General features: G+C 57.5%; 27 protein-coding genes, 1 other RNA gene and 2 pseudogenes. 9 read left to right on the top strand and 21 right to left on the bottom strand.

What is annotated here, in order from left to right; translation table 11 throughout:
* Positions 1 to 128 precede the first annotated feature (128 nt).
* From ACA062_RS29365 to ACA062_RS29355, 3 genes are read left to right on the top strand one after another with little or no spacing between them, the layout of a single operon-like run.
* Positions 129 to 1,382 (top strand): TRAFs-binding domain-containing protein, encoded by a 1,254-nt coding sequence (locus ACA062_RS29365; RefSeq protein WP_497454146.1) that lies wholly within the window; start codon positions 129 to 131, stop codon positions 1,380 to 1,382.
* 54 nt (positions 1,383 to 1,436) lie between these two features.
* Positions 1,437 to 1,916, top strand: a complete 480-nt coding sequence (locus ACA062_RS29360) for a TIR domain-containing protein (protein WP_497454145.1) — start codon at positions 1,437 to 1,439, stop codon at positions 1,914 to 1,916.
* A complete protein-coding gene (locus ACA062_RS29355; protein ID WP_497454144.1) occupies positions 1,916 to 2,779 on the top strand; it encodes a DUF4231 domain-containing protein in 864 nt (287 codons plus the stop codon). Before ACA062_RS29360 ends, ACA062_RS29355 begins: the two co-directional genes overlap by 1 nt.
* A 74-nt stretch (positions 2,780 to 2,853) precedes the next feature.
* Here ACA062_RS29355 and ACA062_RS29350 read toward each other — a convergent pair whose 3' ends face one another.
* From ACA062_RS29350 to ACA062_RS29320, 7 genes are all read right to left on the bottom strand, one after another.
* Positions 2,854 to 3,321 carry a TIR domain-containing protein gene (locus tag ACA062_RS29350; RefSeq protein ID WP_497454143.1) on the bottom strand — a complete coding sequence of 156 codons (468 nt, stop codon included), beginning with the start codon at positions 3,319 to 3,321 and terminating at the stop codon, positions 2,854 to 2,856.
* The gene (locus ACA062_RS29345; RefSeq protein WP_497454142.1) at positions 3,321 to 3,914 is read right to left on the bottom strand and encodes a 7-cyano-7-deazaguanine synthase; all 594 of its coding nucleotides are present in this window, start codon (positions 3,912 to 3,914) and stop codon (positions 3,321 to 3,323) included. The genes ACA062_RS29350 and ACA062_RS29345 overlap by 1 nt, the downstream gene beginning before the upstream one ends.
* Positions 3,911 to 4,525 carry an 8-oxoguanine DNA glycosylase gene (locus ACA062_RS29340; protein ID WP_497454141.1) on the bottom strand — a complete coding sequence of 205 codons (615 nt, stop codon included), beginning with the start codon at positions 4,523 to 4,525 and terminating at the stop codon, positions 3,911 to 3,913. Before ACA062_RS29340 ends, ACA062_RS29345 begins: the two co-directional genes overlap by 4 nt.
* Positions 4,526 to 4,605: 80 nt before the next feature.
* The gene (locus ACA062_RS29335) at positions 4,606 to 5,991 is read right to left on the bottom strand and encodes a TIR domain-containing protein (protein WP_497454140.1); all 1,386 of its coding nucleotides are present in this window, start codon (positions 5,989 to 5,991) and stop codon (positions 4,606 to 4,608) included.
* A gap of 69 nt (positions 5,992 to 6,060) precedes the next feature.
* A complete protein-coding gene (locus tag ACA062_RS29330; protein WP_497454139.1) occupies positions 6,061 to 7,131 on the bottom strand; it encodes a PfkB family carbohydrate kinase in 1,071 nt (356 codons plus the stop codon).
* 644 nt (positions 7,132 to 7,775) lie between these two features.
* The gene (locus tag ACA062_RS29325) at positions 7,776 to 8,162 is read right to left on the bottom strand and encodes a hypothetical protein (RefSeq protein ID WP_497454138.1); all 387 of its coding nucleotides are present in this window, start codon (positions 8,160 to 8,162) and stop codon (positions 7,776 to 7,778) included.
* Positions 8,159 to 8,764, bottom strand: a complete 606-nt coding sequence (locus ACA062_RS29320; RefSeq protein ID WP_497454137.1) for a RipA family octameric membrane protein — start codon at positions 8,762 to 8,764, stop codon at positions 8,159 to 8,161. Before ACA062_RS29320 ends, ACA062_RS29325 begins: the two co-directional genes overlap by 4 nt.
* Positions 8,765 to 8,955: 191 nt before the next feature.
* Between ACA062_RS29320 and ACA062_RS29315 the strand changes: the two are divergent.
* Positions 8,956 to 9,165 (top strand): annotated as a pseudogene (locus ACA062_RS29315) (transposase); the annotation flags it as partial.
* 79 nt (positions 9,166 to 9,244) lie between these two features.
* Here ACA062_RS29315 and ACA062_RS29310 read toward each other — a convergent pair.
* From ACA062_RS29310 to ACA062_RS29260, 11 genes and pseudogenes are all read right to left on the bottom strand, one after another.
* A pseudogene (locus ACA062_RS29310) lies at positions 9,245 to 9,463 on the bottom strand (integrase domain-containing protein); the annotation flags it as partial.
* A 173-nt stretch (positions 9,464 to 9,636) separates the two neighbouring features.
* A complete protein-coding gene (locus ACA062_RS29305; protein WP_497454136.1) occupies positions 9,637 to 9,807 on the bottom strand; it encodes a hypothetical protein in 171 nt (56 codons plus the stop codon).
* A 352-nt stretch (positions 9,808 to 10,159) separates the two neighbouring features.
* A complete protein-coding gene (locus ACA062_RS29300) occupies positions 10,160 to 10,648 on the bottom strand; it encodes an isochorismatase family protein (RefSeq protein WP_497454135.1) in 489 nt (162 codons plus the stop codon).
* Positions 10,649 to 10,912: 264 nt separating this feature from the next.
* Positions 10,913 to 11,306, bottom strand: a transfer-messenger RNA (tmRNA) gene (gene ssrA / locus ACA062_RS29295).
* A gap of 95 nt (positions 11,307 to 11,401) precedes the next feature.
* Complete coding sequence (locus ACA062_RS29290; RefSeq protein WP_497454134.1) at positions 11,402 to 11,680, bottom strand: PA2433 domain-containing protein; 279 nt, start codon at positions 11,678 to 11,680, stop codon at positions 11,402 to 11,404.
* Between the two features lie 307 nt (positions 11,681 to 11,987).
* Complete coding sequence (locus ACA062_RS29285) at positions 11,988 to 12,266, bottom strand: PA2433 domain-containing protein (protein ID WP_497454133.1); 279 nt, start codon at positions 12,264 to 12,266, stop codon at positions 11,988 to 11,990.
* Positions 12,267 to 12,395: 129 nt separating this feature from the next.
* Positions 12,396 to 15,206 carry an FAD-binding and (Fe-S)-binding domain-containing protein gene (locus ACA062_RS29280; protein ID WP_497454132.1) on the bottom strand — a complete coding sequence of 937 codons (2,811 nt, stop codon included), beginning with the start codon at positions 15,204 to 15,206 and terminating at the stop codon, positions 12,396 to 12,398.
* On the bottom strand, positions 15,203 to 15,874 hold the full coding sequence (locus tag ACA062_RS29275; protein WP_497454131.1) for a LutC/YkgG family protein: 672 nt from the start codon (positions 15,872 to 15,874) through the stop codon (positions 15,203 to 15,205). Before ACA062_RS29275 ends, ACA062_RS29280 begins: the two co-directional genes overlap by 4 nt.
* A complete protein-coding gene (locus ACA062_RS29270) occupies positions 15,874 to 17,328 on the bottom strand; it encodes a LutB/LldF family L-lactate oxidation iron-sulfur protein (protein ID WP_497454130.1) in 1,455 nt (484 codons plus the stop codon). Before ACA062_RS29270 ends, ACA062_RS29275 begins: the two co-directional genes overlap by 1 nt.
* The gene (locus ACA062_RS29265; RefSeq protein WP_497454129.1) at positions 17,325 to 18,149 is read right to left on the bottom strand and encodes a (Fe-S)-binding protein; all 825 of its coding nucleotides are present in this window, start codon (positions 18,147 to 18,149) and stop codon (positions 17,325 to 17,327) included. The genes ACA062_RS29270 and ACA062_RS29265 overlap by 4 nt, the downstream gene beginning before the upstream one ends.
* A gap of 135 nt (positions 18,150 to 18,284) precedes the next feature.
* The gene (locus ACA062_RS29260; RefSeq protein ID WP_497454128.1) at positions 18,285 to 19,979 is read right to left on the bottom strand and encodes a lactate permease LctP family transporter; all 1,695 of its coding nucleotides are present in this window, start codon (positions 19,977 to 19,979) and stop codon (positions 18,285 to 18,287) included.
* 262 nt (positions 19,980 to 20,241) lie between these two features.
* Between ACA062_RS29260 and ACA062_RS29255 the strand changes: the two genes are divergently transcribed.
* The gene (locus tag ACA062_RS29255; RefSeq protein WP_497454127.1) at positions 20,242 to 21,009 is read left to right on the top strand and encodes a GntR family transcriptional regulator; all 768 of its coding nucleotides are present in this window, start codon (positions 20,242 to 20,244) and stop codon (positions 21,007 to 21,009) included.
* A gap of 172 nt (positions 21,010 to 21,181) precedes the next feature.
* Here the strand turns inward: ACA062_RS29255 and smpB are convergent, their stop codons facing one another.
* Positions 21,182 to 21,664, bottom strand: coding sequence for an SsrA-binding protein SmpB (gene smpB, locus ACA062_RS29250; protein WP_007900551.1), 483 nt, complete (start codon positions 21,662 to 21,664; stop codon positions 21,182 to 21,184).
* Positions 21,665 to 21,782: 118 nt separating this feature from the next.
* Here smpB and ACA062_RS29245 point away from each other — a divergent pair, with 118 nt between their 5' ends.
* The 3 genes from ACA062_RS29245 to ACA062_RS29235 are packed head-to-tail and all read left to right on the top strand — an operon-like array spanning position 21,783 to position 23,935.
* Positions 21,783 to 23,186 (top strand): sodium-dependent transporter, encoded by a 1,404-nt coding sequence (locus tag ACA062_RS29245; RefSeq protein WP_150745439.1) that lies wholly within the window; start codon positions 21,783 to 21,785, stop codon positions 23,184 to 23,186.
* Between the two features lie 7 nt (positions 23,187 to 23,193).
* Entirely contained in the window at positions 23,194 to 23,628 is a 435-nt protein-coding gene (locus ACA062_RS29240) for a type II toxin-antitoxin system RatA family toxin (protein ID WP_497454126.1), read from the top strand.
* Entirely contained in the window at positions 23,621 to 23,935 is a 315-nt protein-coding gene (locus ACA062_RS29235) for an RnfH family protein (RefSeq protein ID WP_497454125.1), read from the top strand. The genes ACA062_RS29240 and ACA062_RS29235 overlap by 8 nt, the downstream gene beginning before the upstream one ends.
* A 61-nt stretch (positions 23,936 to 23,996) precedes the next feature.
* Here ACA062_RS29235 and ACA062_RS29230 read toward each other — a convergent pair whose 3' ends face one another.
* Positions 23,997 to 24,524: an outer membrane protein assembly factor BamE gene (locus ACA062_RS29230; protein WP_497454124.1), complete on the bottom strand. Its 528-nt coding sequence runs from the start codon at positions 24,522 to 24,524 to the stop codon at positions 23,997 to 23,999.
* A gap of 97 nt (positions 24,525 to 24,621) precedes the next feature.
* Between ACA062_RS29230 and fur the strand changes: the two genes are divergently transcribed.
* On the top strand, positions 24,622 to 25,026 hold the full coding sequence (fur, locus tag ACA062_RS29225) for a ferric iron uptake transcriptional regulator (RefSeq protein ID WP_003197684.1): 405 nt from the start codon (positions 24,622 to 24,624) through the stop codon (positions 25,024 to 25,026).
* Positions 25,027 to 25,101: 75 nt separating this feature from the next.
* Here the strand turns inward: fur and recN are convergent, their stop codons facing one another.
* A complete protein-coding gene (recN, locus tag ACA062_RS29220) occupies positions 25,102 to 26,775 on the bottom strand; it encodes a DNA repair protein RecN (protein WP_497454123.1) in 1,674 nt (557 codons plus the stop codon).
* Between the last annotated feature and the right edge of the window lie 6 nt (positions 26,776 to 26,781).

Raw genomic sequence — 26,781 nt, 5'->3', positions numbered from 1 at the left:
GTCATACCGGAGGCAGTCCGGCTGATCGCGTTTAATGCTGCTCGTAGGTATTTGCACGTTTTCGACGAGGTGGTGGTAAGCAGTCTGCGAGCCTACCCGGAACGTTTTGCTGGCAAGGGAAGACTGTAATGAAGGTATGCTTTGTCGTGATGGGTTTCGGCAAGAAAACCGAGTATGAAACCGGCCGCACGCTTGATCTGAATGCCACCTACGAGACCATTATCGAGCCTGCCGTCACTGCTCAGGGCTTGAGGTGTATCAGGGCCGATGAAATCACGCAGTCTGGGTTCATTGACGTAAAAATGTACGAGATGCTCCTTAGGGCCGATCTGGTCATAGCCGACATTTCTACTGGAAACGTGAATGCAGTTTACGAGTTGGGCGTGCGGCACGCACTCAGACCCAACTCAACCATCATCATGAATGAGGATCAGGGCAAGCTGTACTTTGACCTGAATCATGTCAGCACATTTCGGTACCAGCACTTCGGAGACGACATCCTGGCGCGAGAAGCCAAAAGGGCAGTTAAGGATCTTGGGGAACTCATTGGCGCTGTAATGGCTGCCCAAGCCGTCGACAGCCCCGTTTACACATTTCTCCCCAAGCTCCTCTCGCCAAAAATGTCCGACGAAGAATACGAAGAGTTGCTGGGGGAAGCCGAGGAAGCACAACAGCGCTTTTCTCGTCATATGCGTGAAGGTGAGAAGTTCATGCGCCAAAGCAGACACGATCTAGCGAGCCTGGAATTCGCAGCAGCCAGGGACATGAAGCCTGGCGAACCTGACATTCTGCAGAAACTGGCATTAACCACGTACAAGGCAAAGCTCCCCGACGAGATTTCGGCATTGCGAGCCGGCCTTGAAATCATCCGCTCGCTGGATCCTGAGGCCTCGAACGACCCCGAGACTGTGGGCGTGGCCGGTGCGATCACCAAGCGACTTTGGTTGCGTGAAGGCGACCGTGAGTCGCTCGATGCGGCGATCCAGTTTTATCGACGCGGATTCGAGGTGAAACGCGACTATTACAATGGCGAAAACCTAGCGCTGTGCTTCGAGTTTCGTGCCCAGGTTCAGGCAGAGCATTCCGAAAAGGTCTTCGACTTCATGTGCGCTCATAAAATTCGCCAGATGATTGTGAAGTCACTGCTGCCCCTATTGGACTCCACGGACTTTTTCGATCGCCCAGACAAACGCTGGATCTACGCCACGTTAGCCAATTGCTATTTCGCCATCGAAAACCCGACCGAAGCCGGGGCTTTCGAGCATAAGTTTTTGGGCGCAGCCGACGCACAGTGGGAAATCGACACCTATATGGCTGGCAAGGATGAGCTGTTCGCCATCAGGCCAGAGCGGCTGGCAACGCTTTCTCCTGCCGAAAAGTGAGCCCGCTGGTGTGCGAGTGCTCTCGCGTTGCCTCAACCTAATCAAGGAGCAGTAATGGGATTACCTAGAACATTTGTGGGCTTTAGCAGCACCGATCGGCACATGTACGAGCTGATGGGAGCATGGCGAAAGAACACCCATTTAGATTTCAATTTCGCCGATTGCCAGCTGAACATGGCCCTGGACTCGGAGGATGAGGACTATATCAAACGGAAATGTCGAGAGCGCATCGACATGGCAGGCACCTTCATGCTTTTGATCGGCAGAGATACCCGATCAAAACACAAATATGTGCGTTGGGAAATTCAGGTCGCGATAGAGAAGGGGTGCAGTCTGATCGGCGTCAATCTGGATAGAGGCCGTCACCTCAACGCAGACCTCTGTCCGCCCGTCATGCAGGACGTCGGAGCAATCTTCGTTCCTTACTCGGCCGCTATCATCGCTCATGCGCTAGGGCACCCTACCAACAGCCAGCGCGGGAATTACCATTTTCCAGATAGCGTGTACAAAAATCTCGGTTATGAGGCCGTTTGATGCAAAGCTCTGATTTTCCGGGTCTCTACCAAGCGGCCAACAAGCTCTCAGGGGATGCTCAGACGCATTTCCTAACCGCCCTGATTGTAAATCTGGTGTTACTGGTGGCAGCTGCGGTCGTGTCAGTTATCAACTATCCGCATTGGATCTCGGCTGCTATCCAGGCCGCGCTGCTCGCAGGGGCATTAGCCAGCTCAGTTTACCTGGCGGCCAAGAGGCCAGAGCGGCTTTGGTACTCTGGACGTGCAGTCGCTGAGTCCATCAAGACGATAACGTGGCGCTACGTTTCCAGGGCAGAACCTTTTCACGAAAGCGATGAGGCTGCAAAGCAACACCTCTTAAAAAAGCTTACGCAGGTGGTGCGGCAAAATCCGGGGGTTTCGGACAAGCTGATCAGTCATCTATCTGCGCACCAACTTACAGCGGTGATGAAGCAGCTAAGGGCCGGTGACTTCGTTTCGCGACGTGATACGTACGTAGAGTTTCGTATCAACGATCAGTTGGACTGGTATTCGCGAAAGGCCAGATTCAACACCAGCGCGGCGAAGTATTTTTTCACCGCCCTAATCGTCGTGAACGCGGTCGCTGTCATCTGCGCGTTGATTAAGATCGCCAACGTGCAGTACCAGTATTTTCCTACCGATGTGTTGATAGCTGTCGCAGCCAGCCTACTGACGTGGATGCAGGCGAAGCGCTTCACCGAGCTCTCTGCCTCTTATGCCCTTACGGCGCACGAAATCACCCTCCTCCGAGAGCAAGTGCAAGAGCTAGTCGCAGATGACGATTTGTCGAAATTTGTGGGCGACGCTGAGAATGCCTTTTCGCGGGAACATACCCAGTGGGAAGCGCGCAAGGACAACTAAACGGATGGATGCTGGCGTTTTCGGATTGTCCAAATAGGGCGTTAGCTGGCGTAATGTCCTTGCGCGTTGTTCGCCTACTTGAGCTCGTCAGCGAGTTTCGACCAGGCAACAGTCTTGATCCCATTGTCTGAGATCCACTTGGGTTCGGTTCCGTTGAACTGACTACCCGAGTGCACGGCCACCACTTTCTTCCCAAGCTCCAGGCTCTTCTCAACCTCCCACTTAACCCACTTGCTCTGAGCAGTGTCGTTGGAGATATATACAACAGTCACCGAGGCGCGGTTGATGCGTTCTGAAATTTTGCGCTTGATGTACTCGGCCTGAACGCTGTCGTAGGGCTCACGCACGGAGTGGTCATTGAACTCGATATCGTTATTTTCATTTTTCGCCTGAGCTCGTAGCAGATTGACCTCATCCATGTCCTCAGTCGCGAAACTGATGAATACGTTGCGCTTGCCCTCGTTAAGTGCCGCTTTGGCTTTCTGCTCCAGCGATTTAACATCGCCGAGTCGGCTCCATCCACCTGAGCTGCTCCCGCCCATTACTGGTTTCCCTCAAATTTGAATTCGTTGCAGGCGATGCAGTTACCACATGCATCTTCCTCACCCAGATGGCAGGAATAGGTCTGCGTAATACCCTTTTCGGCTGCCAATGCAACGACATCAGGTTTTGTGAACAACGCCAGCGGGGCGAGTACCTTGATCTGTCTGCCCATGCATAGGCATATCATGCGCTCAGCCTCGGCCAGGAATCCAGAGGTCTGATCGGGGAACAAACTGGTGCTTTCATTAAGCAGGCCTATTGAAATGGCATCTGCATTTTTCTGATGGGCATATGCAGCCGCAATCAGCAGGAAAAGCATGTTTCGGCCAGGCGTGAAGGCGTCGTCGATGATGTGGAGATTCGGATCCGTAAGTCCTGAACGTATCAATTTCCCGAACCCCGACAAATCGGCGATCTCGGGCTCGGGGAGGCCGAGTTTCTTCATGGCCAGCCTACAGGCAGCTAGCTCCCTATGACGTGCCCGCTGGCCGTAATCAACGAAGAGCGGATAAGTTCGCAAGCCTTCTTCTATCGCCAGTTTTGCGACCAGTGTGGAGTCCAGCCCCCCGGAAACGAGTGTTACGATGCTCATACTAAAATAGCCTCCTGCTTGCGGTTCGCGACGCGCATGACGATCCATATTGCCCAATCGAGCAGCCCGACCGGACAGTCCATCTCCCGCGCATGGTCGCGCAGGCGCTGTTCATGACGACCGTACTGGACCAGCCCAGAAATGGACGCTTGAGCGCCTGAGTAAATGCCTTGTGCAGACATGTAATTGAGAACATGCCGATCCAGGATTGCCAAGTCATAAGTGACTCCACAGTTGCGTAAGAACATGCTCGCTTGCTTAGGCCCAATGCCGCAGGCGTGAGCAACCAGCCATGCTCGTGCGTCGTTGACGTCCCTGCTGATCAAGGCTTTCAGGGAGCCGCCAGTGCCTGCTACCGCAGCCCAAGTCGATGCTAAGTGACCAGCTTTGGCTTTGGGGAATCTGTAGCTGCGTTTTTTGCCTTCTACATCCAGAGGGGTGCTCAGCACCCCAAATAAACGCTCAGCGAGGTCTTCCTGATTTCCTCCAGTTTGATGAAGAAATCCCTGCGCGTCGATTGCGTCTGCTGCCGCCATGGCGAGTGGGTAGGGTACCTGGCTGCTCAGGATGCAGCATGACAACTCCCACCAGAGGTGGCGTTCGTCTGACACTACCCCCTCCTCAATGCGTAGGCGGATGTCAGGGCAGACTGCGGCTACCGCTCTAGATAGCGCCTCGGCGCTATAGCTAGTCATGGAAATATCTCCGGGAAGAGCTTTCTTAGCTCTTGGGCATTGAACATTCGCACGATGCCTGTCGCGAAAAGTTCGGCGTCCTTGGTTGCAATCATGGAGCGCATCATGTGCCCAAACTCTTCATAATACTCCAGATTATACAGGGCGACCTGGCCCGCATATTCAATGTCAGGGTTGGCGTCCACCATGTCGAGAAACGGTGTGCGATCCCCAGCGTTTCTGAAAAAGTCAAAATGCTGGAAGTGATGAAGGCGGCCCCGTCTGGGGTCAATGGAAAATCGGCACCATTCCAAGCCGTCAAAGGTGTCAGCTCCCGCAGCTACCAACACTGCAATGCTCCATGGGTTTCCGGTGCCCAGCAGATGGATGGGCTGGTAGTAGGGCAGCTTGTCGAGTTCCGCCCTTACTCGCTTCATCGTTTTTGCCCGAAGCGCCAGGCCTGCACCCAATTCCCTTTCAGCAATCGCGATGACCGGAGGGCGGAGCTGTTCGGAGACGCCTCGCACTATTTGAGGCAGGCGCGCCAAACCGGGCTCATCTTGCGACACGTGGACGATGGGCAGTACAGGGGCCTGGGTGTGTTTGGAATCTCGTCTTACTGCCCGGACAACCTCTTCAATTGCTTTGTCCGGGTTCTTATTCGGGGTCATTTTATCAAAGCAAAATGCCCAGTCATGCGGTGTCCCCAGCAAAGCCTCCTTGAAGTGCGCGGGCGTCCAGTCCTTGTCGTCCCTGCGATCGGCTTCATAGTTCCCTGAGTCAATCAGGACGAACCCACCTTGCCTGCGATAGGCCTGAATTTCCTTGACCATCTTTTTGCGTTCTTTGGATTTCACCAGATCGTATGCAGAGACCAGGATTGATCCAGTGTTGTGCGCCTTCAACACGCTCAGCGCCGCGGCGGGTGTGAACTGGGTCTCATGAGACGAAACGGACATGAACACGTTCGGAATCGGCAACGTTCCGTTATGAACTGCTTCAAGCCGACTCGGCGGGCATCGAGGTTTGACGACTTCGCCGATCTTCATCTGCAGCATTTTCACTGCTTCTGCATCCAAGTCTCCTTGCCATGCGCGGAAATCAACGCTGCTGAAGTGCCCATACGGATAAGGCGGATCGCTGTCATCCAGAATCAATGGGATGACCTTTTTGTCGTATTTACCCGCGAGGCTGAGCTCCCCCATCACTGCTGGTTTACTCGCGAAGGATGAATACAGCGCGATTACGCATTTCGTACTCTGAATGTTCTCTTTTATGACTGAGTTGAAATCGCCAACGATAAGGTCGTCCAACCAGACACTCCATGAGGACGAGAGGAGGTCTCGAACCCTCACCGCGGTGTCACGGTTTTCCTTGGCATAAATGATGTAAACGTCCGCCATAGGTTGGTCGGGCCTCAACTGGTTACATTCCATTGCACAACCCTAGGGCGATGCCATTTATTGTTGTGATCAGCTCACGGATACGCTTAAGCCTGCGGCCCAAGCTGCAAGGTAGATGGCTGATGCGAAGTCATCGGTTGCCTCAATATCCGTGGTCAGCGAGATTGTCGTATTTGATCGCTCGTGCAGTACGACGACAGGCCTTCCTTGCGCCTGATCTTTCCGAATTCGAATCAGCGCGTGCGGGGATAGGCCATCATCGATGACGAGCGTGGCATCCGCGTTCCAAGCGCCGGCTTCTTGTTCCGTCTCCGGACACATCACCTCCATTCCCAGTTCGCGCAAGGCAAAGCGGGCTTCTTCCAGGGTGTAACGTTGGCCGATGGATTCGGTACCCCCCTCAATGCAAATCCGTGCACCCACTCTCGCAGCAACGGGGTGACGCTGAGAAAGGGAAAGGGGGTCAAACTCAAATGTGCGTGTTTCACAATAAAGTGAGACTGACCGAGACGCCAAATCAGCGGCTTGGGCGGCAGGCATTTTTCTTTCCGCCCAATAAACTGCAAATACCGCACTGAAAATGTCCCCTGTACCGATTTTGAAAATCTTGCTTGAACGGTAAGCCGGCACGTGGGAGACGTTGCCCGTGGAGTCATAGACCGACGCACCGCAAGCGCCTTTTTTAACAACAACCACCTGAGCGCCTGCCTCGTTTATCAAGTGACGTGCAGCTTGATCAAGGTTGTCGATGCCCGCAGCTTCACGGAGCTCAAGCTCGTTGAGCACTAGCGCTAATTCGCCCGCAGTCGAGCCATTTGCCGAAAATGGCTGTGGGTTACGCCAGGTCTGTGGATCATAAACAGCACGGTCGGCTGTGACGATTGCATCTCCCTCCAGAAACCCGAATCGCAATACCGCTTCCCCTGTCACCCGCAATACAGGCAGGCGGCTGAGTGCCTCTCGCGGCGGCTCGACGTGGGGGGAAGATAAAGGATGAAAATAGGCAAAGACGATCGACGAGGGACGGGCAACGGTGGTGGCAATCACGCCCCTGCTTTGAAGCGCCAGAATCGCAGCATCGTCGGCGGGGGAGGCGTAGGTATGAAATTCAGAGCCTGGTGACAAGTCGATCGTGGCCATCGCCGCGCGGCCCCCCGAACCCATCGTGGAGTCCCAGGATGGTATATCGCATAACTCTCGGTAAAGCCCCCCCACGATATGCATTCCCTGCCCTCGATTAACCAATTATCCAGTCGAGTGGGGTCCTATGTATCTCGCGATACCTGGGAGCTTCCATTCCATAATTTTTTGGGCCAGGAATTTCTGCATCCTCGCTGAGCTGCTTGCGCTACGCCGCACTTGTGTTATGACGGTGCTATTTCAGTCCGGAACGCGCCGAGAACAGCTCGTGCAGAATTTGGTATTATCGCTTGACGCAACAGATAAACACCATCGGTAGGCGCTTCGCAATATTTTTATTATTCGTTCGAGGTTACTACTCCGCACCTTAGAAAAATGATGATTGTGCGGTCACAGAAGCATTCCATAATGAGCTATCAGAGAGCATATGTGTTTGCCTTGTTCTTTGGCCACGCCTCAGCCGCTTGAATGTCAGGTTCATCTCTTTCCAAAGCCGTTCTATCCCAGTATTGGCGGACTTGTGGCTTCGCAAGGTCCCGTAGTCCGGCTAGAGAAGCGAACGTTTGCTCATCGTTTGACATGAACGTCTGCGGACGGCACGAAGCCCGTGCCCCCCGCCATTGTATCGGCATTCGATGCAATGGTCAGGCTACACTTTGTTGTCTTCGTAAAATTACCTGGCGAACTGCTTCTCGATAGTCTGAGATGTCACGGTAACTCAGGAGGTTCGCAGTGCCGCCCGCTTGATGGAGTGAAGTGCCAATCGCTGCAATAAAGGCGACAGGCTTTCCTATACCCTGCGCAAGACCAACCTCGAAGTAACAGCTCGGGCGCTCAAGGGATAGGTCAGCGATGACAAGCCACGCGCTGTGTAAATCCCCTACTGCGGTACCTACTGAGAAGGATTTGTGCCGATCAAGCGGAAAGAAGAATTCAACTTCCAACTCCTGGGCAATTGAATCTAGCGCTTGCCGTTTTGTGTCGTAGCTGGGGTCAGAGCCTACCGGGGAAACGAAGTAAATGAGTTTCATGGCGTCCGTGCCTGCTGAGCGCTTGCCTTGGGTGCTTCAGCCTTTTGTGCTAACGTCGACGGCGGCCAGTAGCTGGCTACTACTAAGGCCAAGGCAAGAAGTACGGTCAAGAAGAGCGCAGCGAAAGCCTTGGGGATGAAGTATTCGATATTTGAGGACTTCAGGGCAATGAGATTGGACCTCCCTACTTCCTGAAGTGCGTTCAACTCAGTGAGTTTTGCCCACTCCTTGTCGAAGGGGCAGAAAGAGACGATTGCACCCGGGTTACCCGCGTCGAACTCCACCTTTGGCGCCATCTCATTGAGCACAGTGAACTTCGCATTGTTTAAGTTCTTGAAGTCACGGATCTGTCCGATCCAAAGCGCGCAAAATAAAATCGCCATCAGGCATAGAAGCACGTCCGCAGCGAGCCCCACCCACAGGAGTTTTGTGTTCGTTAGGCTCCAGTTGGTAATTGTCGCGATGGCGATCAGGATCGCTATGCAGATGGAATAGTTCCAGCGATTGGTGTCGAGGCGTCTATCAGTGACTTTCTCTGTGGAATCATAGTAGAGCTTGAACTCGTCAAACGAGTGTTTAGAAGTGTTGTTCTGACTGTTCATTATGTGCCGGTAAGGGATGAACCGCGCTTTTTTGACGCCGAATGTTTGAGATTAGCGGCGGACGACAGCAGATAAAGCTTAGCATTGCATTTCTGCTTAATGCAGGAATATACCTCAGGACCTACGGCATTGAAAGGTGGCGGCTCTATGCCGTTTTGTGTGGAAGTTGCTGCAGTGGCGAAAATGTACCGATGCGTAACCGAGTGGGTTCCGCCACTCCTATTCACGATGAACATCAAGGCCAAGGCATCTTACTTCCTGAAAGCCTCGACGACTTTGTCAGCGATACCAATCCGTTGCACATAGTCGACGTCGTTGTCGTCGAACTCGACCTGGTTAATGTGGGTTTTGAGGGTGCCATTCCAGCCGATACTGGCCGGCCTGCTCACGACCCCGCGATCTAGCAGAAGATCTACATCTACGTGTTGGTGGTCTTGCCATCCGACGGGACCGGCGGGTGCGTACGGTCGAGCGCTTCTATCCCGACGACTGGGGTTGGCTGGCTATCCGCACGTCCTGATTACCGCGTAGCCCGGCAAGGGTGCGGCTGACGCTGCTCAGGCGGTTCTGCGCGGTAGTGATGCAGAGTTCACATTGCTGGATTTGCTGGCGTAGGTAAGGGGCGTAGTCTTGCAGCGTCTGTCGATCAATCTGGCGCGCATCGTTGTAACCGGGACGGTCCTCTGACCGACAAACCCTCCTGGCACAGACTATCGATCAGGGCTTCAATGGTCGGCTCGGAAATGATCAGCTTCGGCAGTACCGATTTGGATAACTCGCCGCTTACGTGTGTTTCTTTGAGGTTTTGGTTTTGCCCATTCTGAGCAAAAAAAACCGGCACTTGACCGGTTTTTTTGGCTGAGTAGTCGTAGTCAGTTAGCTCGTTTGGCTTCAGCTTCCATTATCACAAGGTTTTGCTGCTTGGTCGCTTCAGTCAGCACTTCGCTGTAGACACGCTTTTTCTGCTCCGACTTAGCATTGCGAATGAAATCAGCAAAGGGGCTCTTGGCGCCCTTGGAGAAGCCTAGCTTGATTGAAATCATTGATGCGCTCCTGATCCTAATCCGAGCTTGGCCACTAAGTCAGCCCGCGTGTGTCGCGAGGCAGCCATAAATACTGATACAGGATCTTGCTCCGGAGGGTATATCGCTCTGTCGGTTCGGCGCCTGGCTATGGCTTTCTTGTTCGATCGGGCAAAGGAAATCGCTTCATTCTGCATGAGCTGTTCATCAGGAGTCATCGTCATTCCTTTGGTATGAAGAAAATCCAAGGTGAAGCACAAATGGGTGACCGAATCTTTGTGAACGAAAGCATACAGATTTACTTTTCGCGGGCCAGTGTCTGGCGGGCGCCGCGAGTTGAAGGAAATTTCCTAGGACTGAAACCTTAAGCTTGTCATGGCAGCATCCCGCTCAAACCTCGTTGCAGCTCTACCAACGTCACCCTGTGCTTGAAATGATGCTCCCAAAGCCTGACGCCCAAACCACCCGTCCGATCCAGCGATGACCCTACCGTCAAATCCGTGATCAACGTCGGCTGCAACCCCGCATCGAATAACGCGAACCCGGCCGCCAGGCAGCAGGTTTCGGTTTGCAGGCCGCACACCAATACCCGTTCCACCTTCAGGCTGTGCAAATATTCGATGGTTTGCGGTGACGGCGCGTAGCCGTGCTTGATGAAGATTCGGTCGGCCTGGATGAGGCTGTCGTCATCGGGTGCCGGGTGCCAGCCGAGTTGTTTCTGGAAGGGGGTTTTGGATTCGTCGTGGCGTTCGACGGTGGCGGCGCTGGGGAGGGTGCCGATCAATGTGCGGATGCCGTCGATGAGCCATTGGGGTGGGGTGAAGCTGGGTTGGACGTCGATGATGAGGAGGGCTTGGCGCATGGGCGTCTCCGGGGGTGGTCGGGGCGATGCTGGTTTGTTTGGCCGCTGGGGATTTATGGTGGGTTGGCCGGCGTCTTCGCTGGCAAGCCAGCTCCTACAGGGGGCGGGGCGACGGTGGTTGATGCGGTCGCTGGGGATTTGTGGTGGTTTGGCTGGCCTCTTCGCGAGCAAGCTCGCTCCCACAGGGTAGGTGTTGGCCTCTGGAACACTGAACCCCAGATGCAACAAAACCCGCACTGGGCGGGTTTTGGCTTGCTTCGTATTTGGTGGAGCCGGGGGGATTTGAACCCCCGTCCGCCAGTACTCCGCTGTCGGTACTACATGCGTAGCCGTGTCTATTAAGTTAACCCTCAGCGACCCGACGGGCAGGGTGCATTGGGCGAGTTGTGTAAGTTTTAGCCGCTTCGTCCACAACGTACTGCACGGCGATTCTGTTCTATATGACAATCACTTTGGGTTTACAGACATCCCCTGATGATTGCTGGACCCGAAGGTACCAGGAGGGAAGGGCTAAGGCTGCTTACGCAGCGAGAGCGTATTCCCCGTAGGTTTCGTCATTGGCAACTATAGAAAGTTGCAACAGTGGATTTACGAGTTCTGTTACCAACTCGGCATGCACCTAAAGTTTCGCAACCGGCGTCGAATCCTAAACGGCCCCGAGCCTGTTGCTCTGTGAATCAAAGTGAGCAACAAGCCTGCGCAGTGTACGCCAACACGCGTGAGAAGGCCAACCCAAAGGTTGGCCACCACAGATTATGGGGTGGGTTGGTTGCGCTGTTGGTCAGCGAGTGACGATGCCTGGGTGGCCTCGGTGACGCATTTTTTGTCGTCCCCGGCGGCTTGGGACGCTTCGGCGCTGGACATCAGTCGCTTGATCTCCATTGTGGTGTTGTTGGTGCTCGCCGGCAGTGAATTCACTTTGCTTTTGAGCTCTTGCAGCTTGCTCGTACAAAGGTTGTTGTCCGCAGCAAATACGGGAGAGGCCAACATTGCAGCAGAAATGAACAGACCAGCGAGTGCGGTACGTTTCATGGATATCTCCTTGAGCTGATGGTCTCGGTGCTGCCGTATGAGCGGGCGGCTCGGCCGAGGTCGGAAAACAAGCCACGATTGATGGGGGCCTACTTAAAAGACTACGGCGCTGCGCAGGAATTCGGTTTTTGCAAAAAAGGCTATGAAAAAACTGTTTGATAGGAGCAATGGCACTAAAGCGGATTGCCAAACCCCCAGATGCAACAAAACCCGCAATTGGCGGGTTTTGGTTTGCTTCGTATTTGGGTTGAGCCAATACGCCAACAATTCCCATAAGGCCAACCCGAAGGTTGGCATTTTGCTGGGGCTATTGTTTGCCACCGTCACTGGACTTCTGAATATCCTGAATGGTCTGAGTAGTCTCGGCGATGCAATCTTCGGTGCCTTTCTTAGTGCCCAATGCGTGATCGGCTTTGGCTTTCTTGACGGAGGCCGCCACCTGATCTGTCATCTCTGGAGAAATCTGTGTCTTGGCATTTTCGATGGTTTGCAGGTTGGTCGAGCAGAGGTCTTCTTCAGCGGCAAACGAGGTGGACGCCATCATGGAAGCAGTAACGAACAGACCTAACAGTACAGAACGTTTCATGTGTATCTCCTTGAGCTGAGGGTCCAGGCATCGCTGGCCATCAGGACGGGCTGCCGAGTGTGGGGAAGACCCGCGTTTTGCGGGGCTTGATCAGTGGACTGCGGCGGCGCGTCAGGGTTCTATTTTTCTTCAGGTCGCCTTCGCCCGGGTGACCCGGTCCACCAGGTACACCAACCCGTGGTAGTCGATTCCGCCGTGTTGCGTCAGGCCGATTTCACAGGTGCGACTGGTAGAAATCCCCTCGCTGCAGTGCTGCACGGCATCCTTGAGCGTACGCAAGGCATGCGCGTTCAGCTCCGGTGTGGTGAAGCCCTTGTCACCGGCAAATCCGCAGCAGTGAATACCTTCGGGAATGACCACGTTCTGGCTGCATTTGCGCGCCAGATCGATCAGTGCCTGGCTTTCGCCCAGGTGCTGGGTGCTGCAGGTGACATGCACCGCGATCGGTGCTTCCTGCGGCGTGAAGTCCAGGCGATCCATCAGATGCGTACGGATGAAACGCACCGGGTCGTACAGGTCCAGTCGAACTTCGCCCAGGTCCTGGACCAGGCGCAAGGTGCAGGGGCTGGTGTCGCAGTAGATCGGGTCGAGCCCGCCACGACTGGCGTGCAGCAACGCGCCGATCAGTTCCTGGCGTTTGTGTTCGGCCTGTTCGGCGTAGCCTTTGGACGCGAAGGGTTGACCGCAGCAGAGGCTGTCCTGGTTGTCTGGAAACACCACTTGGTAACCGGCTTTTTCCAATAAGCCACGGGTTTTGTCGTACAGCGACATCTGCTCTTTATCACCGGCCGCGGGACCCATGACCCGCGACACACAGGCCGCCAGGTACACCACCCGAGGGCGCTGGTCCGACACGCTCGGGCTGAAGCGAATGGCCTTTTCCGGTTGCGGCATGGCGTTGGTCCATTGCGGGACCTGACCTTTGGATAAGCGCGTCAGCGTGGCCGAGAGTTTCGCCAGTCGCGGTGCGCCCAACAGCATCCGCGCGCCGTTGGCCACGTGCAGGGTGAAGCGTGCGCCTTGCAACGCGGTGGCGAAATTGCCTTCGAGCCAGTTGGCGGTTTTCGTATGGGTCGCGTTGCGGCTGCGGAGCTTTTTCACCAGGTCGCCGGTATTGATTCCTACAGGGCAACGTTGGGCGCAGAGGCCGGTCGCGGCGCAGGTGTCGATGCCCTGGTATTCGTAGGCCGCTTCAAGTTCTGTGGTGTCCACCCCGGCGCGTTTCTTCGCCTGGATGTCCCGCCAGATCACGATGCGCTGGCGCGGGCTCAGGGTCAGGCCTTTCGAGGGGCAGACCGGCTCGCAGAAGCCGCACTCGATGCACTTGTCCACAATCTCGTCGGCGGCCGGCAGTGGCTTCAGGTGCTTGAGGTGGATCTGCGGATCTTCACTGAGCACCACGTCCGGGTTGAGAATGCCGTTGGGGTCGAGCAGGCGTTTGAGCTGCCACATCAATTGGTACGCGTCGCTGCCCCATTCCAGTTCGACGAAGGGCGCCATGTTGCGACCGGTGCCGTGTTCGGCTTTCAGCGAGCCGCCGAACTCCACCGCCACCAACTGTGCGACGTCGTCCATGAACGCTTGATAGCGTGCGACTTCTTCCGGGTTGTTGAAGCCTTGGGTGAAGACGAAGTGCAGATTACCTTCCAGGGCGTGTCCGAAAAGGATCGCTTCGTCGTAGTGATGTTTGTCGAACAGCTCGATCAAGCGGTTTACGCCGGCAGCCAGTTGTTCCACGGGGAAGGTCACGTCTTCGATGATCACCGTGGTCCCGGTTTTGCGCACGGCGCCGACGGCGGGGAAGGTGTCCTTGCGGATCGCCCAGAGTCGGGCGTTTTCCACCGGGTCTTCGGTGAAGTCGACTTGTTTCTCCACAGGGAACGAGGTCAACGACGCCATGATTTGCGTCAGTTGTTCTTGCAGCAAGGTGGACGAGGCGGCGCGGGATTCGATCAGCAGCGCGCAGGCATTGTTCGACAGGTGCTGTACGAAAGCCGGCATGCCGGGTTTGTCCTGCACCGAACGCAGACTGCGACGGTCCAGCAGTTCCACGGCCGACACCGGTTGGCTTTTCAGCACCGTGACTGCGTTACAGCAGGTCTCTACGTCCGGGAACACAATCAGCGCCGACGCCTTGTTCGGGTGATCGATCACGGTGTCGTAGGTCACCGCGCTGATGAAGCCGAGGGTGCCTTCGGAACCGACCAGCAAGTGGCTCAAGATATCCACAGGCTCGTCGAAATCCACCAGGGCGTTGAGCGACAGGCCGGTGGTATTTTTCAGACGGTATTTGTGGCGGATTCTCGCAGCCAGTTCGACATTGGCGCGGGTCTCGCGGCCCAAGGTTGCCAGTCGCTCAAGCAGCGCCGCGTGGCTGTGGCGAAACGCGGCAACGCTGGCCGCATCTTCGGTGTCGAGACGACTGCCGTCGGCCAGCACCAGGCGAATACCGGCCAAGGTGTGATAGGTGTTTTGCGCCGTGCCGCAGCACATGCCGCTGGCATTGTTGGCGACGATGCCACCGATTTTGCAGGCGTTGATCGAGGCCGGGTCCGGGCCGATCTTGCGCCCGAACGGTGCCAGCCAGGCGTTGGCCTGAGCGCCGATCACGCCCGGTTGCAGACGGATCTGCCGGCCCTGATCACGGATTTCGCGACCATTCCAGTTATCCCCAAGCACGATCAGCACCGAATCGCTGATGGCCTGGCCGGACAGGCTGGTACCCGCGGCGCGAAACGTCACCGGGACCTGATCCCGTTGCGCGAGTCTGAGCAGCGCCACCACTTCCTCTTCGGACTCGACACGAATCACCAGTTGCGGAATCAGCCGGTAGAAACTGGCGTCAGTGCCGAAGGCCAGGGTCGACAACGGGTCGTCGAAACGTCGTGCCTGGGGAATCAGCCGTTGTGCATCTTGCAGAAAAGCCGTCGGTAGACTCATTGGTCCTCCAGGATCAGCAGCACCAGGTCTTTCGGGCCGTGGGCGCCGTAGGCCAGGACCTGTTCGATGTCAGCGGTTTTCGATGGGCCCGACACCAGCAGCGCGTTGGTCGGCATACCCTGGGCCCATTCGAATTCCTGCTGCACTTCATAGAAGTTGTCGCGGATTTCACTGGCCTTCAGCAGGGCGAAATGCACCGGTGGCACCAGGCTCATCAGGCGCGGTTCTTCCCGCGTCGGCCAGAGAATCAGGCTGCCTGTCGCGGCGATGGCGCCAAGGGTGGTGGTCAGACTGGCCGCGGTGTCGTTGAACAGCTCGGCTTTCCATTCTTCAACCGGACGGTCGTAGGCTTTGAGCGCCGGCAGCCCGGGATTTTTCGCCCAGTGTTGAGTGACCTTTTGACCATGAGGCGTGGTCGGCGCGATCAGCAGGTTCGGCAGCTGACGATCCCGCAGCAATTGGGCCAGCAACCCGGGCCAGCTTTCGCCGGACGACAGATGGATTTCCGTGTGCACCGCTTCCATCAGTTTGCGCAATTGCGCAATGCGTTGTTCGGGCGAGTAGGTGTAGGGCCGGGTCACCAGTTCGACGTCGAACTCGTCAGGCACCGGCGTGGTGCCCGTCAGACTGTGGCGCAGCTTGGCGAGGATAGTGTGCTTGGCGCTCATCAACGGTCTCCCTGTTTGGCCAGATGCTCGCGGGCCATGTCATGCAGTGAACGGGCAGCAGGTTTCGGTGCGCTGTGATTTTGCGTCCACGGACCGACGTTGCTCGGCGCGAGGGCGCGCAAGCGAGTGGCGAAGAAGCCGAACAGGCGATAGAGCGTCGGCGAACTGTTGAGCCTGGCCCAGGCGTTCCAGATAAAGCGTTCCTTGCGCGAGTACTTGCTGCCCTGGCCGCGCATGACTTGATGCGGGCTGTCCGGCGCTTTGACGTTCTCTTCCCGCAGACGCCGCAGCAAGGCGGGGATCGGGATTTTCACCGGACAGACTTCACCACAGGCACCGCACAGGGACGAAGCGCTCGGGTGATCGGGGACTTTCGCCAGGCCGACCATGTGCGGGGTGATGATTTTTCCGATAGGCCCAGGGTAAACCTCGCCATAGGCGTGACCGCCGATGCGAGTGTAGACCGGGCAATGATTCATGCAGGCGCCGCAGCGGATGCAGTTCAGGGTCTGGCGCAATTCACTGTCGGCAAAGGCCTGGCTGCGTCCGTTGTCCAGCAGTACCAGGTGCACTTCCTGCGGGCCGTCGAGTTCATGTTCCTTGCGCGGGCCGGAGATCATGTTGACGTAGGTGGTGATCGGCTGGCCAAGGGCCGATCGGGTCAGCAACGACAAGAGCGGCACCACATCGCGCAGGTTTTCCACGACCTTTTCAATACCGGTGACGGCGATGTGCACCGGCGGCACCGTAGTGGTCATGCGCCCGTTGCCTTCGTTTTCCACCAGCAGCAGGGTGCCGGTTTCGGCCACGGCGAAGTTGACGCCGGAGACGCCGATGTCCGCTTCGAAGAATTTCTGGCGCAAGACTTTGCGACCGATCTGAATGAGTTGGTCAACGTCCTTGGTGTATTCCACGCCAAGTTTGTCGTGGAACAAGGACGCGACCTGACCGGCATTCTTGTGGATCGCCGGCATAATAATGTGTGAAGGCTTCTCGTGGTCGAGCTGGACGATGTACTCGCCCATGTCCGATTCCAGGCATTCAATGCCCTGTTCAGCGAGGACATGGTTCATCTCCATCTCTTCGCTGACCATCGATTTGCCCTTGATCACTTGCCGCCCCTCGTGAGCGCGGATGATCGATAAGACGATGCCATTGGCCTCGTCCACCGTTTCCGCCCAGTGCACTGTCACACCGTTGCGGGTCAGGTTTTGTTCAAGCTGCTCGAGCAGGTCGGGCAACTTGGATAACGCACGGGCGCGGACGGCATTGCCCAGCGCTCGCAAATGTTCTCTTTCATGGGCATCGCTGAAGGACGCTGCCCGTTTGGTCATCAGTGAATCCATCGCAGTGCGAAAGTTGTTTCGCAGTTGCGGGTCACCCAAGGCCTTGTGAGCCCGGGTGCGGAAATCTTCTTCTACGGCAACCGTAGGAATAATCGCGGAAGCGTTCATCGGGCGCCTCCGGTTCGCTGCCAGAGGAAGCTGGCCAGGTGTTGGCCGCGCAACGCTTCCTGCTGTTTCTCCAGCGAGCCGTTGATGTTCATCAGGCAACCGCAGTCGGCACTGAGTACCTGGTGCGCGCCGGACTCCTTCAACGAGCGGGTCTTGTCAGCCACCATCGCGCCGGAAATGTCTGGCATACGTACGCTGAAAGTCCCGCCGAAGCCACAGCATTCACTTTCGTGGCTGTGCTCGACTCGCTCCACATTGCCTAGCTGCGCCAACAACTCACGGCCGTGCAGGTGGGTGTTCATCTCACGTCGCGCCGAACACGAGGTGTGCAACGCTACTTTGACTGGCTCGCCACTGTCCTGGAGCTGCACCTTGCAGACAAACAACAAAAACTCGGCCAGTTCATAAGTCCGGGCAGCCAGCGCTTGAACCTGTTTCAGCGTGTCCGGCTCGTCCTTGAACAAGTCGGCGTAATGTTCGCGCAACATCCCGGCACACGATCCCGACGGCACCACCACCGGATAATCCCCGGCAAACAGCGCCAGTTGCGAGCGTGCCACGGTCCTCGCCTGCTCGGTGTAACCCGAGGTGTAGGCCGGTTGCCCGCAGCAGCTTTGCCCCTGCGGATACTCGACACGGATGCCTTCGCGTTCCAGCAGGTGAATCGCATCCATCCCGGCTTCGGGGTAGAACAGGTCCACCACGCAGGTGCCGAACAGGTAGACCCGTGACGGTCTTTCGCTGGGGTATTGCCGGGGCTCGGGCAGTGGCGGGGCGACACGGGTCGCGTTCGGCACAGCGTTGTAAAAAAGCTCGCTCATCAGGCGTGTCTCCGGGTGGGCCCGGTTATCCGTCCGCTGAGGCTGCTGAATATAGAGAGGGAAGCTTTCAGCAGCCTTGCAGACCGGGTGGTGAATAGCTGACGCCGCGTCCGGCGTCGGTTTTTCTTATCGTGCTTAGTGCACCAGCATGCCGGTGAACCAGTACGCCTGTGCGTAGGTGATCAAGCCGACGATCGTTGCAAAGAACAGGCTGTGCTTGAGGGTGAAACGGAACAGATCCGATTCCTTGCCCACCAGGCCGGTCGCGGCGCAGGCCACGGCGATCGATTGTGGCGAGATCATCTTGCCGGTCACGCCACCGCTGGTGTTCGCCGCTACCAGCAACACGTCGCTGACGCCGATCTGGTGTGCGGTGGTCGCTTGCAGCGAACTGAACAGTGCGTTGGACGAAGTATCGGAACCAGTCAGGAACACACCCAACCAGCCGAGGAACGGCGAGAAAAACGGGAAGGCTGCGCCGGTGCCCGCCAATACCAGAGCCATGGTCGAGGACATGCCCGAGTAGTTGGTGACGAAGGCAAACGCCAGCACCATGCCGATGGACAGAATCGGCCAGCGCAGCTCATAGAAGGTCTCTTTCAAAGTGGTCAGACCAGTTCTGAGGTTGATATTCAACACCAGCATCGAGATCAGCGCGGAGAAGAAAATCGCGGTGCCGGTCGCGGAAATCGGGTCCAGCTTGAATACGGCAGGCAGGGCCGTCGGGGCGGTTACGATCGGTGCGACCTTGATCACCATCTGATCCAGGTGCGGGATCGCGAAGTTGAACACCCAGCTGTACATCGAGCCGCCGGCCGCGAACATCGCCTTGAACGGTTTCAGGGTCCAGATAGTGACCAGCACGGTGAGGATCAGGAACGGCGACCAGGCCTTGAGAATTTCACCGAAGCTGTAGGGCGACGCCACGGTGCTGCGCGGCAGGCCGAAGCCGCCGGCGCTGGCGGTAACCACGGACGCCGAGACGGCGCCGACGATATGTTGGCCAGCGGCGCGTTTCGGCTGCCAGACTTTCAGGAACAGGGTCAGGGAAATCAGGCTGGCCAGGGCCGAGGTGATGTCCGGCAGTTCCGGGCCAATGAAGTTGGAGGTGAAGTACTGGGTGATGGCAAAGCTCAGGCCCGCCACCAGCGCTGCCGGCCAGGTTTCCCGCACGCCGCGCAGGCCGTCCATCATGAACACCAGCCAGAACGGCACGAACAGCGACAGCAGCGGCAATTGACGGCCGGTCATGGCGCCGATCTTGAACGCATCGATGCCGGTGACTTGCCCGGCAACGATGATCGGGATCCCCAAGGCGCCGAAGGCTACCGGTGCGGTGTTGGCGATCAGGCACAGGCCTGCGGCGTACAACGGGTTGAAGCCCAGTCCTACCAACAGCGCGGCGGTAATCGCGACCGGCGCACCGAAACCGGCGGCACCTTCCAGGAACGCACCGAAGCAGAATCCAATCAGGAGTACTTGCAGGCGCTGGTCGTCAGTGATCGACAGCACCGAGCTGCGGATCACTTCGAACTGCCCGCTCTTGACCGTCAGTTTGTAGAGGAAGACCGCCGCGACGATGATCCAGGCAATGGGCCACAGGCCATAGGCGAAACCGTAGCCGGCGGCAGCGAACGCCATGTCGACAGGCATCTGGAACGCGAAGATGGCCACGGCAATGGACAAGGCCAGGGTGATGCTGCCGGCCACATGGCCTTTGAGGCGGAACACGGCCAAGGCCAGGAAGAAAAATACGATGGGGATGACGGCCGCGAGCGCGGAAAGGCCGAGACTGCCGAGCGGACTATAGAGCTGTTGCCAGGTTTGCATATGGGGTGGCCCCTAATTGTTGTTGGTCAGGCACTGGTCAGCGGCTTGGTTAATTGGTAATACCAATTTACAATCGCTGTTGGCTAGGGTAAAAGCCTTATGGGCGGCGTGTCAATTTGTCGCCCTGCAACTTTTGTCGAATACGCGGTGCGCAGGTCATCTGATGCGGTCGGTCCAATGCCATCTGCCAGGGTGCCGACTCAGCGCCGATCGGCCAGAATAGAAGGCCCGGCGAGCTGTCGGGATCGTGGAGAAGTGAGTTATGGGGTTTGATCAGATACGTCAGCGCCGTTTGTCTGACGATATTGTCGAGCGGCTCGAGGGGATGATCCTCGAGGGCACGCTGAAGGCGGGCGAGCGTCTGCCGGCCGAACGTACGTTGGCCGAGCAGTTTGGTGTGTCACGCCCTTCGTTGCGTGAAGCGATTCAGAAACTGGCGGCCAAGGGTTTGCTGGTCAGTCGCCAGGGGGGCGGCAACTATGTGGTGGAGTCGCTGGGATCGACGTTCAGTGATCCGCTGCTGCATCTGCTGGAAAGCAACCCTGAAGCCCAGCGCGACCTGCTGGAGTTTCGTCACACCCTGGAAGCGTCCTGCGCCTATTACGCGGCGTTGCGTGCCACGGATGTCGATCGCGAACGGCTAACGACGGCGTTCAACGAATTGCAGGACTGCTACACGCGCCACGATGAGGTGAGCCGTGCGGAAGAGGGCGCAGCGGATGCGAAATTCCATCTGGCGATCGCTGAAGCCAGCCACAACGCGGTGTTGCTGCACACGATTCGCGGGCTGTTCGATCTGCTCAAGCGCAATGTGGTGACCAACATCGGCGGGATGTACAAGCAACGCACCGAAACCCGCGACATGCTGATTTCACAGCATCGGGAGTTGTACCTTGCGATTATCGAAGGCAGGGCGGAGCAGGCGCGGGAAGTCTCCAGCCGGCACATTTTGTATGTGCAGGAAGTGTTGGAAGAGGTGCGTCAGGAAGTGCAGCGCATGGCTCGGGCGGAGCGGCGCAAGGGGATGTAGTCAGTGGGTTTTGTATCGTTTATGCGATCGCATCGCGGGCAAGTCGGATCGCCGCACCGCCGCTCCCACAGGGTTCTCGGTTTGCCGCAAAAATATCGGCATCCACGGACCTTGTGGGAGCGGCGGTGCGGCGATCCGACTTGCCCGCGAAGAGGACCTCAAGGCGAAAGAATCAATCTTCCTTGCCCTTGTTGCGCACCGCACGCTGCAACTCGCGACCGGCGTCGCGTTCGCGTTCGGTATCACGCTTGTCGTATTCCTTCTTGCCCTTGCCCAGAGCGATCTCGCACTTGACCATGTGCTTGCTCCAGTACCAGGACAGGCACACGCAGGCGTAGCCTTTTTGCTGCACGGCAGCGGCCAGCTTTTCCAGCTCGCGTCGGTTGAGCAGCAATTTACGGGTGCGGGTCGGATCAGCGATGACGTGGGTGCTGGCGGTCATCAGCGGCGTAATGTGGCTGCCAAGCAGCCAGGCTTCGCCATCCTTGAGCAGCACATAACTGTCAACCAGTTGCAGCTTGCTTGCCCGCAGACTTTTTACTTCCCAGCCGGCCAGGACCAGACCAGCCTCGAACTTGTGCTCGATGAAGTAATCGTGTCGCGCCTTTTTATTTTGCGCGATGGTCCCTGTTGGGTGTTTCTTCTGTTTAGCCATAGGGGCGGCATTATAGGGAGTTACACGCTAGTCGGCTACGGTATCGCTACGTGCTTGAGCAGGTTGATTGAATCCCGGACAATGCGGCCTCTTTTTTGAACGCTTGGGCGTGATAACGATGTCGACAGACAAGGTTTCTGTCCACGGCAGTTGGGCTAGCCGCTGGGTCTTCATACTCGCCGCGACCGGTTCGGCCGTGGGCCTGGGTAGTATCTGGAAATTCCCGTACATGGTCGGCGTCTACGGTGGCGGTGCCTTCGTGCTGATGTTCCTGGCCTGTATCGCGCTGATCGGTGTGCCGGTCATGCTGGCGGAAACCCTGATCGGCCGTCGCGCCCGGCAGAGCCCGGCCAATGCCTTGAAGGTGTTGGCGCTGGAGGCGGGGCATTCGGCGAAGTGGTCCTGGGGGGCTTTCGCCGGGATGATCACGGCGCTGCTGATCCTGTCGTTCTATAGTGTTGTCGGCGGCTGGTCGCTGGATTACATCATCGACATGGGGCGCGGTGATTTTCAGGGGGTGACGGCAGACCAGGTTGGCGCATATTTCGGCAATGTGATCGCCGATCCGTGGCGCTTGACACTTTGGCACACGATTTTCATGCTGCTGTCCGCCATCGTGATCGCCAAGGGCGTGGTGGCCGGCCTTGAGCGCAGCCTGCGCATCATGATGCCGCTGCTGTTCGTGATGATTCTGGTGTTGCTGGGCTACAGCATGACCACCGGCCATTTCATGGAGGGCGTGCATTTCATGTTCGACTTCCACCCGGAAAAAGTCCTGGACGGCTTGCTGCCGGCCATGGGGCACGCCTTCTTTTCCCTGAGCGTGGGCGTTGGTTCGATCATGATCTATGGCGCCTATATGCCGAAGGATTCGTCGATTTCCGGCACCATCGTCGGCGTGGCGCTGCTGGATACGTTCGTTTCCCTGGTCGCGGGCCTGGCGTTGTTTCCGATTGTGTTTGCCGCGGGCCTGAACCCGAGCGAGGGCCCGGGCCTGATGTTCGTCAGCCTGCCATTTGCCTTTGGCAACGTAGCCTTCGGCCAATTGATGGGCGTAGTGTTCTTCGTGCTGGTGGCGATTGCCGCCTGGAGTTCGGCGATTTCCCTGCTCGAGCCGATGGTGGCTTACCTGGTTGAACGCACTAAAGTCAGCCGCGCCTGGGTGACGTTCTGGTTGGCCTTCACCTGCTGGTTTGTCGGTTTGGGCACGGTCTTTTCTTTCAATATCTGGAAGCAAGCCAAGTTTTTCGTGAACGAAGGCGGGATGTTCCATCTCTACCAATGGGGTGCGGCCGGTGGCCTGGACTTCTTCGGCGTGATCGATTTCTTCACCTCGCGAATCATGTTGCCACTCGGTGGCTTATGTTTCGTAGTGTTTGCGGGATGGGTGATGGGTCGGGAAACGGTACGCGACGAGTTGTCGATCCGCAGCCCGATGTTGTTCGCCTTGTCCCTGTTCTTGATGCGCTATGTGGCGCCCATCGGCATTCTCGTAGTGTTTGCCGCCCAGCTGTGGAAGTGACGCTGACATGACGACACACATTCAACGTTCGGCCCTGCTGCCGTACCCCGCGCAAGCACTGTATGACCTGGTCAACGACGTGGCGCGTTACCCGGAATTCCTGCCGTGGTGCTCGACGGCCGAAGTCCTGGAAAGCTCCCCCGAGCATATGCGCGCCAGTGTGGGCGTAGCCAAGGGCGGGCTCAGTCAGCATTTCGTGACGCGCAATACCCTGGTGCCCGGACAGTCGATCGAAATGAACCTTGAAAAAGGTCCGTTCAATCAGCTGCACGGCGTGTGGGTGTTCAAGCCGCTGGGCGAGAAGGCGTGCAAGATCAGCCTGGATCTGTCGTTCGATTACGCCGGGCCGATCATTCGCGCCACCTTGGGGCCGTTGTTCAATCAGGCGGCCAATACGCTGGTGGATGCGTTCTGCCAGCGGGCCAGGCAGATGCATGGTTGAGGCCATGATCGAGGTCGAGGTGGTGTATGCCGCCGTTGATCGTCAGGTGCTTCTCACTGTCACAGTGCCTGCAGGCACGACAGTGCGAGCGGCTTTACAGAAGTCGGGCATCGGTCAGGCATTTCCGGAACTGAATCTGGCCGATTGTCCTGTGGGGATCTTCGCAAGGGCGATCCTCGATCCGGACAGTCGTGCGGTTCAGGCGGGGGATCGCATCGAAATTTACCGGCCGCTGCTGGCCGATCCGAAAGAAGTTCGTCGGCTGCGCGCCGCCAAGGCGGCCGAGGCCAAGGCGCGGAATCAGTGACGCGAATAAACGCCAGGCGATAAAAAACCCGGGCATGCCGGGTTTTTTATGGCCTCGCACATTACTGCGGCGAGGTTTCCAGAGGTTGTGGAGTCGGGACCGGAACGGTTTCTACGCCGTCGACGTCCTTCTGGATCTGATCCAGCAACGAACCTGGCTTGACCGGTTTTTCCGGTTTCGGCTTCTCGGCGTTTTCTGCCGGTGCGGTCACGCTGGTGCCGCTGTCCTTGCCAAGAATGGCTTCGTCTCGGCTCACGCCCGGCATGAAATCACCGGAGAGGCTGACAAGTTGGTCATTTGGGTTGAAGATAACGCTAATGCGTTCCTGTTGGCGTTCACCGCCACCCGGTTGCAGGCTATACAGATAATCCCAGCGATCGGCATGGAACGTGTCAGTCAGCAGAGGGTTGCCCATGATAAACCGTACTTGCCGACGGGTCATTCCCGGGCGTAACTGGTCTATCATGTCCTGCGTGACGACATTGCCCTGCTGGATGTCGATTTTGTAAACCCCGGGGAATGAACAACCGGCGAGTGCGAGCAGTCCCACAAAGGTGAAACTGGTTAGCAAGAGCTTGGTGTTTTGCATCGGTGGGCGACTTCCACTATCTTGGCTGGGACAACGTAAACGCCGATCATACCCGCATTAAGAGAAGCTGCGAAGCAGCATCGCGAGAAAGCTGACCATGGTTGAAAATAGCGAACTACGCAAAGCCGGCCTCAAAGTGACCCTTCCACGGGTCAAGATTCTGCAAATGCTCGATTCCGCCGAGCAACGCCACATGAGTGCCGAGGACGTCTACAAGGCACTGATGGAAGCTGGTGAGGACGTCGGTCTGGCCACGGTTTACCGTGTCCTGACCCAGTTCGAGGCAGCGGGCCTTGTGGTGCGGCACAACTTCGACGGAGGCCATGCGGTCTTCGAGCTGGATGACGGCAAGCATCACGACCATATGGTCAACGTCGAAACCAGCGAAGTGATCGAATTCTTCGATGAAGAAATCGAGCGGCTGCAGAAGGCAATCGTCGACAAGTATGGCTTCGAGATGGTTGATCACAACCTTGTACTGTACGTGCGCAAGAAAAAGTAAGCATGTCGCGCGAACTTGAGGTTCGCGAAACGAACGAAGGCGACCCCAGGGTCGCCTTCGTGCTGTCTGCCGTTGCTAAATCTTTGCGGTAACGACCATTTTTTTTGCGTGAGCCAAGGACTCCTTGGTCAGATCGATGCCGCCCAGCATTCGCGCCACTTCTTCGATACGATCATTCTTGTTCAGCTTGGAGACCGCCGTGCGGGTTGCGTCCTCGCCGCGCACCTTGTGCACAAATAGATGCTGATGACCTTGTGCCGCTACCTGCGGCAAGTGGGTCACTGTCAGTACCTGCCCGCGTTCACCGAGACGACGCAGCAACTGGCCGACAATCTCGGCAGTCGGGCCGCCAATACCTACGTCCACTTCGTCGAAGACCAGGGTCGGTATGCGCGAGGTTTGCGCGGTGATGACCTGAATCGCCAGGCTGATTCGTGACAGCTCGCCACCGGAGGCCACTTTTGCCAGGGCTTTGAGCGGTTGCCCCGGGTTGGCGCTCACCAGCAGCTCTACCTGTTCGAGACCGTTGGGCAGCAATTCATCGCTGCTGTTGGGGCGCAGTTCGATGGTGAAGCGCCCCCCCGGCATGCCCAGTCGCTGGATTTCCTGCTCCACGGCGCTTGCCAGGCTACTTGAGGCCTGATGGCGCAGGTCGCTCAGTTCCCGGGCCTTCTCCTGATAATGACGGGCGTAGGACGCCAGCTCATCGCTCAGTCGTTCGATGGATTCGTCGTTGGCATTCAGGGTTTCGATTTCATCCAGCAGGCGCTGTTGCAGATCCGCGACCTCGGTCGGTTGAATGCGATGTTTGCGCGCCATGGTGTAAATCGCGTCCAGTCGTTCTTCCAGGTACTGAAGGCGCGCCGGGTCGGCGTCGAAATTATCCAGGAAGCGGTTCAGTTCGCCCACGGCTTCCTCGACCTGGATCTGCGCACTGGTCAGCAGGCTGCTGGCTTCGCCCAGGGCGCCGATCGAGTTGTTCACGCTCGACAGGCGGTTGAGGCTGGCGGTGAGTGCATTCAGGACATTGCCTGAATCACTTTCGCTGCATTGTTCGACCACTTGCCGGCAGATGCCCAGCAGCGTTTCGGCGTTGGTCAGGTTCTTGTGCTCTTGCTCGAGTTGCTCCAGCTCGTTTTCACCGAGGCCGAGGTTTTCCAGCTCCTCGAGTTGATAACTGAGCAGCTGATGGCGAGCGCGCTGCTCGTCGCCGGAGTTGGACAGACGATCCCGTTCCTGGCGCGTCTGGCGCCAGCGTTGGGCGGCCAGTTGCACCTGGCGGGCAAGGTCCGTCGCGCCGGCGTACTCGTCGAGCAGGCGGCGGTGGGTGTCGGTCTTGAGCAAGGACTGGTGTTCGTGCTGGCTGTGGATATCGATCAGCAACTCGCCCAGGGCCTTGAGGTCGCCGAGCGGGCAGGGGGTGCCGTTGATGTAGCCGCGCGAGCGCCCTTCGGCAGTGATCACCCGGCGCAGGATGCACGGGCCGTCGCTCTCCAGGTCGCGCTCGGCCAGCCAGGTGCTGGCTTCCGGAATGTCGACCAGGTCGAAGGTGGCCAGGATATCGGCCTTGTCGGCGCCGGGGCGGACCACGCCGCTGTCGGCGCGATCGCCCAGGGTCAGGCCCAGGGCGTCGAGCATGATCGACTTGCCGGCGCCGGTTTCCCCTGTGATCACGCTCATCCCGCGATCGAGTTCGAGATCGAGATGTTCAACGATGGCGTAGTTGTGTACGGACAGGTGCACCAGCATAAAGGC

The sequence above is a fragment of the Pseudomonas sp. LBUM1679 genome, assembly GCF_059695565.1.
This window is presented reverse-complemented; position numbering and strand designations above follow the sequence as displayed.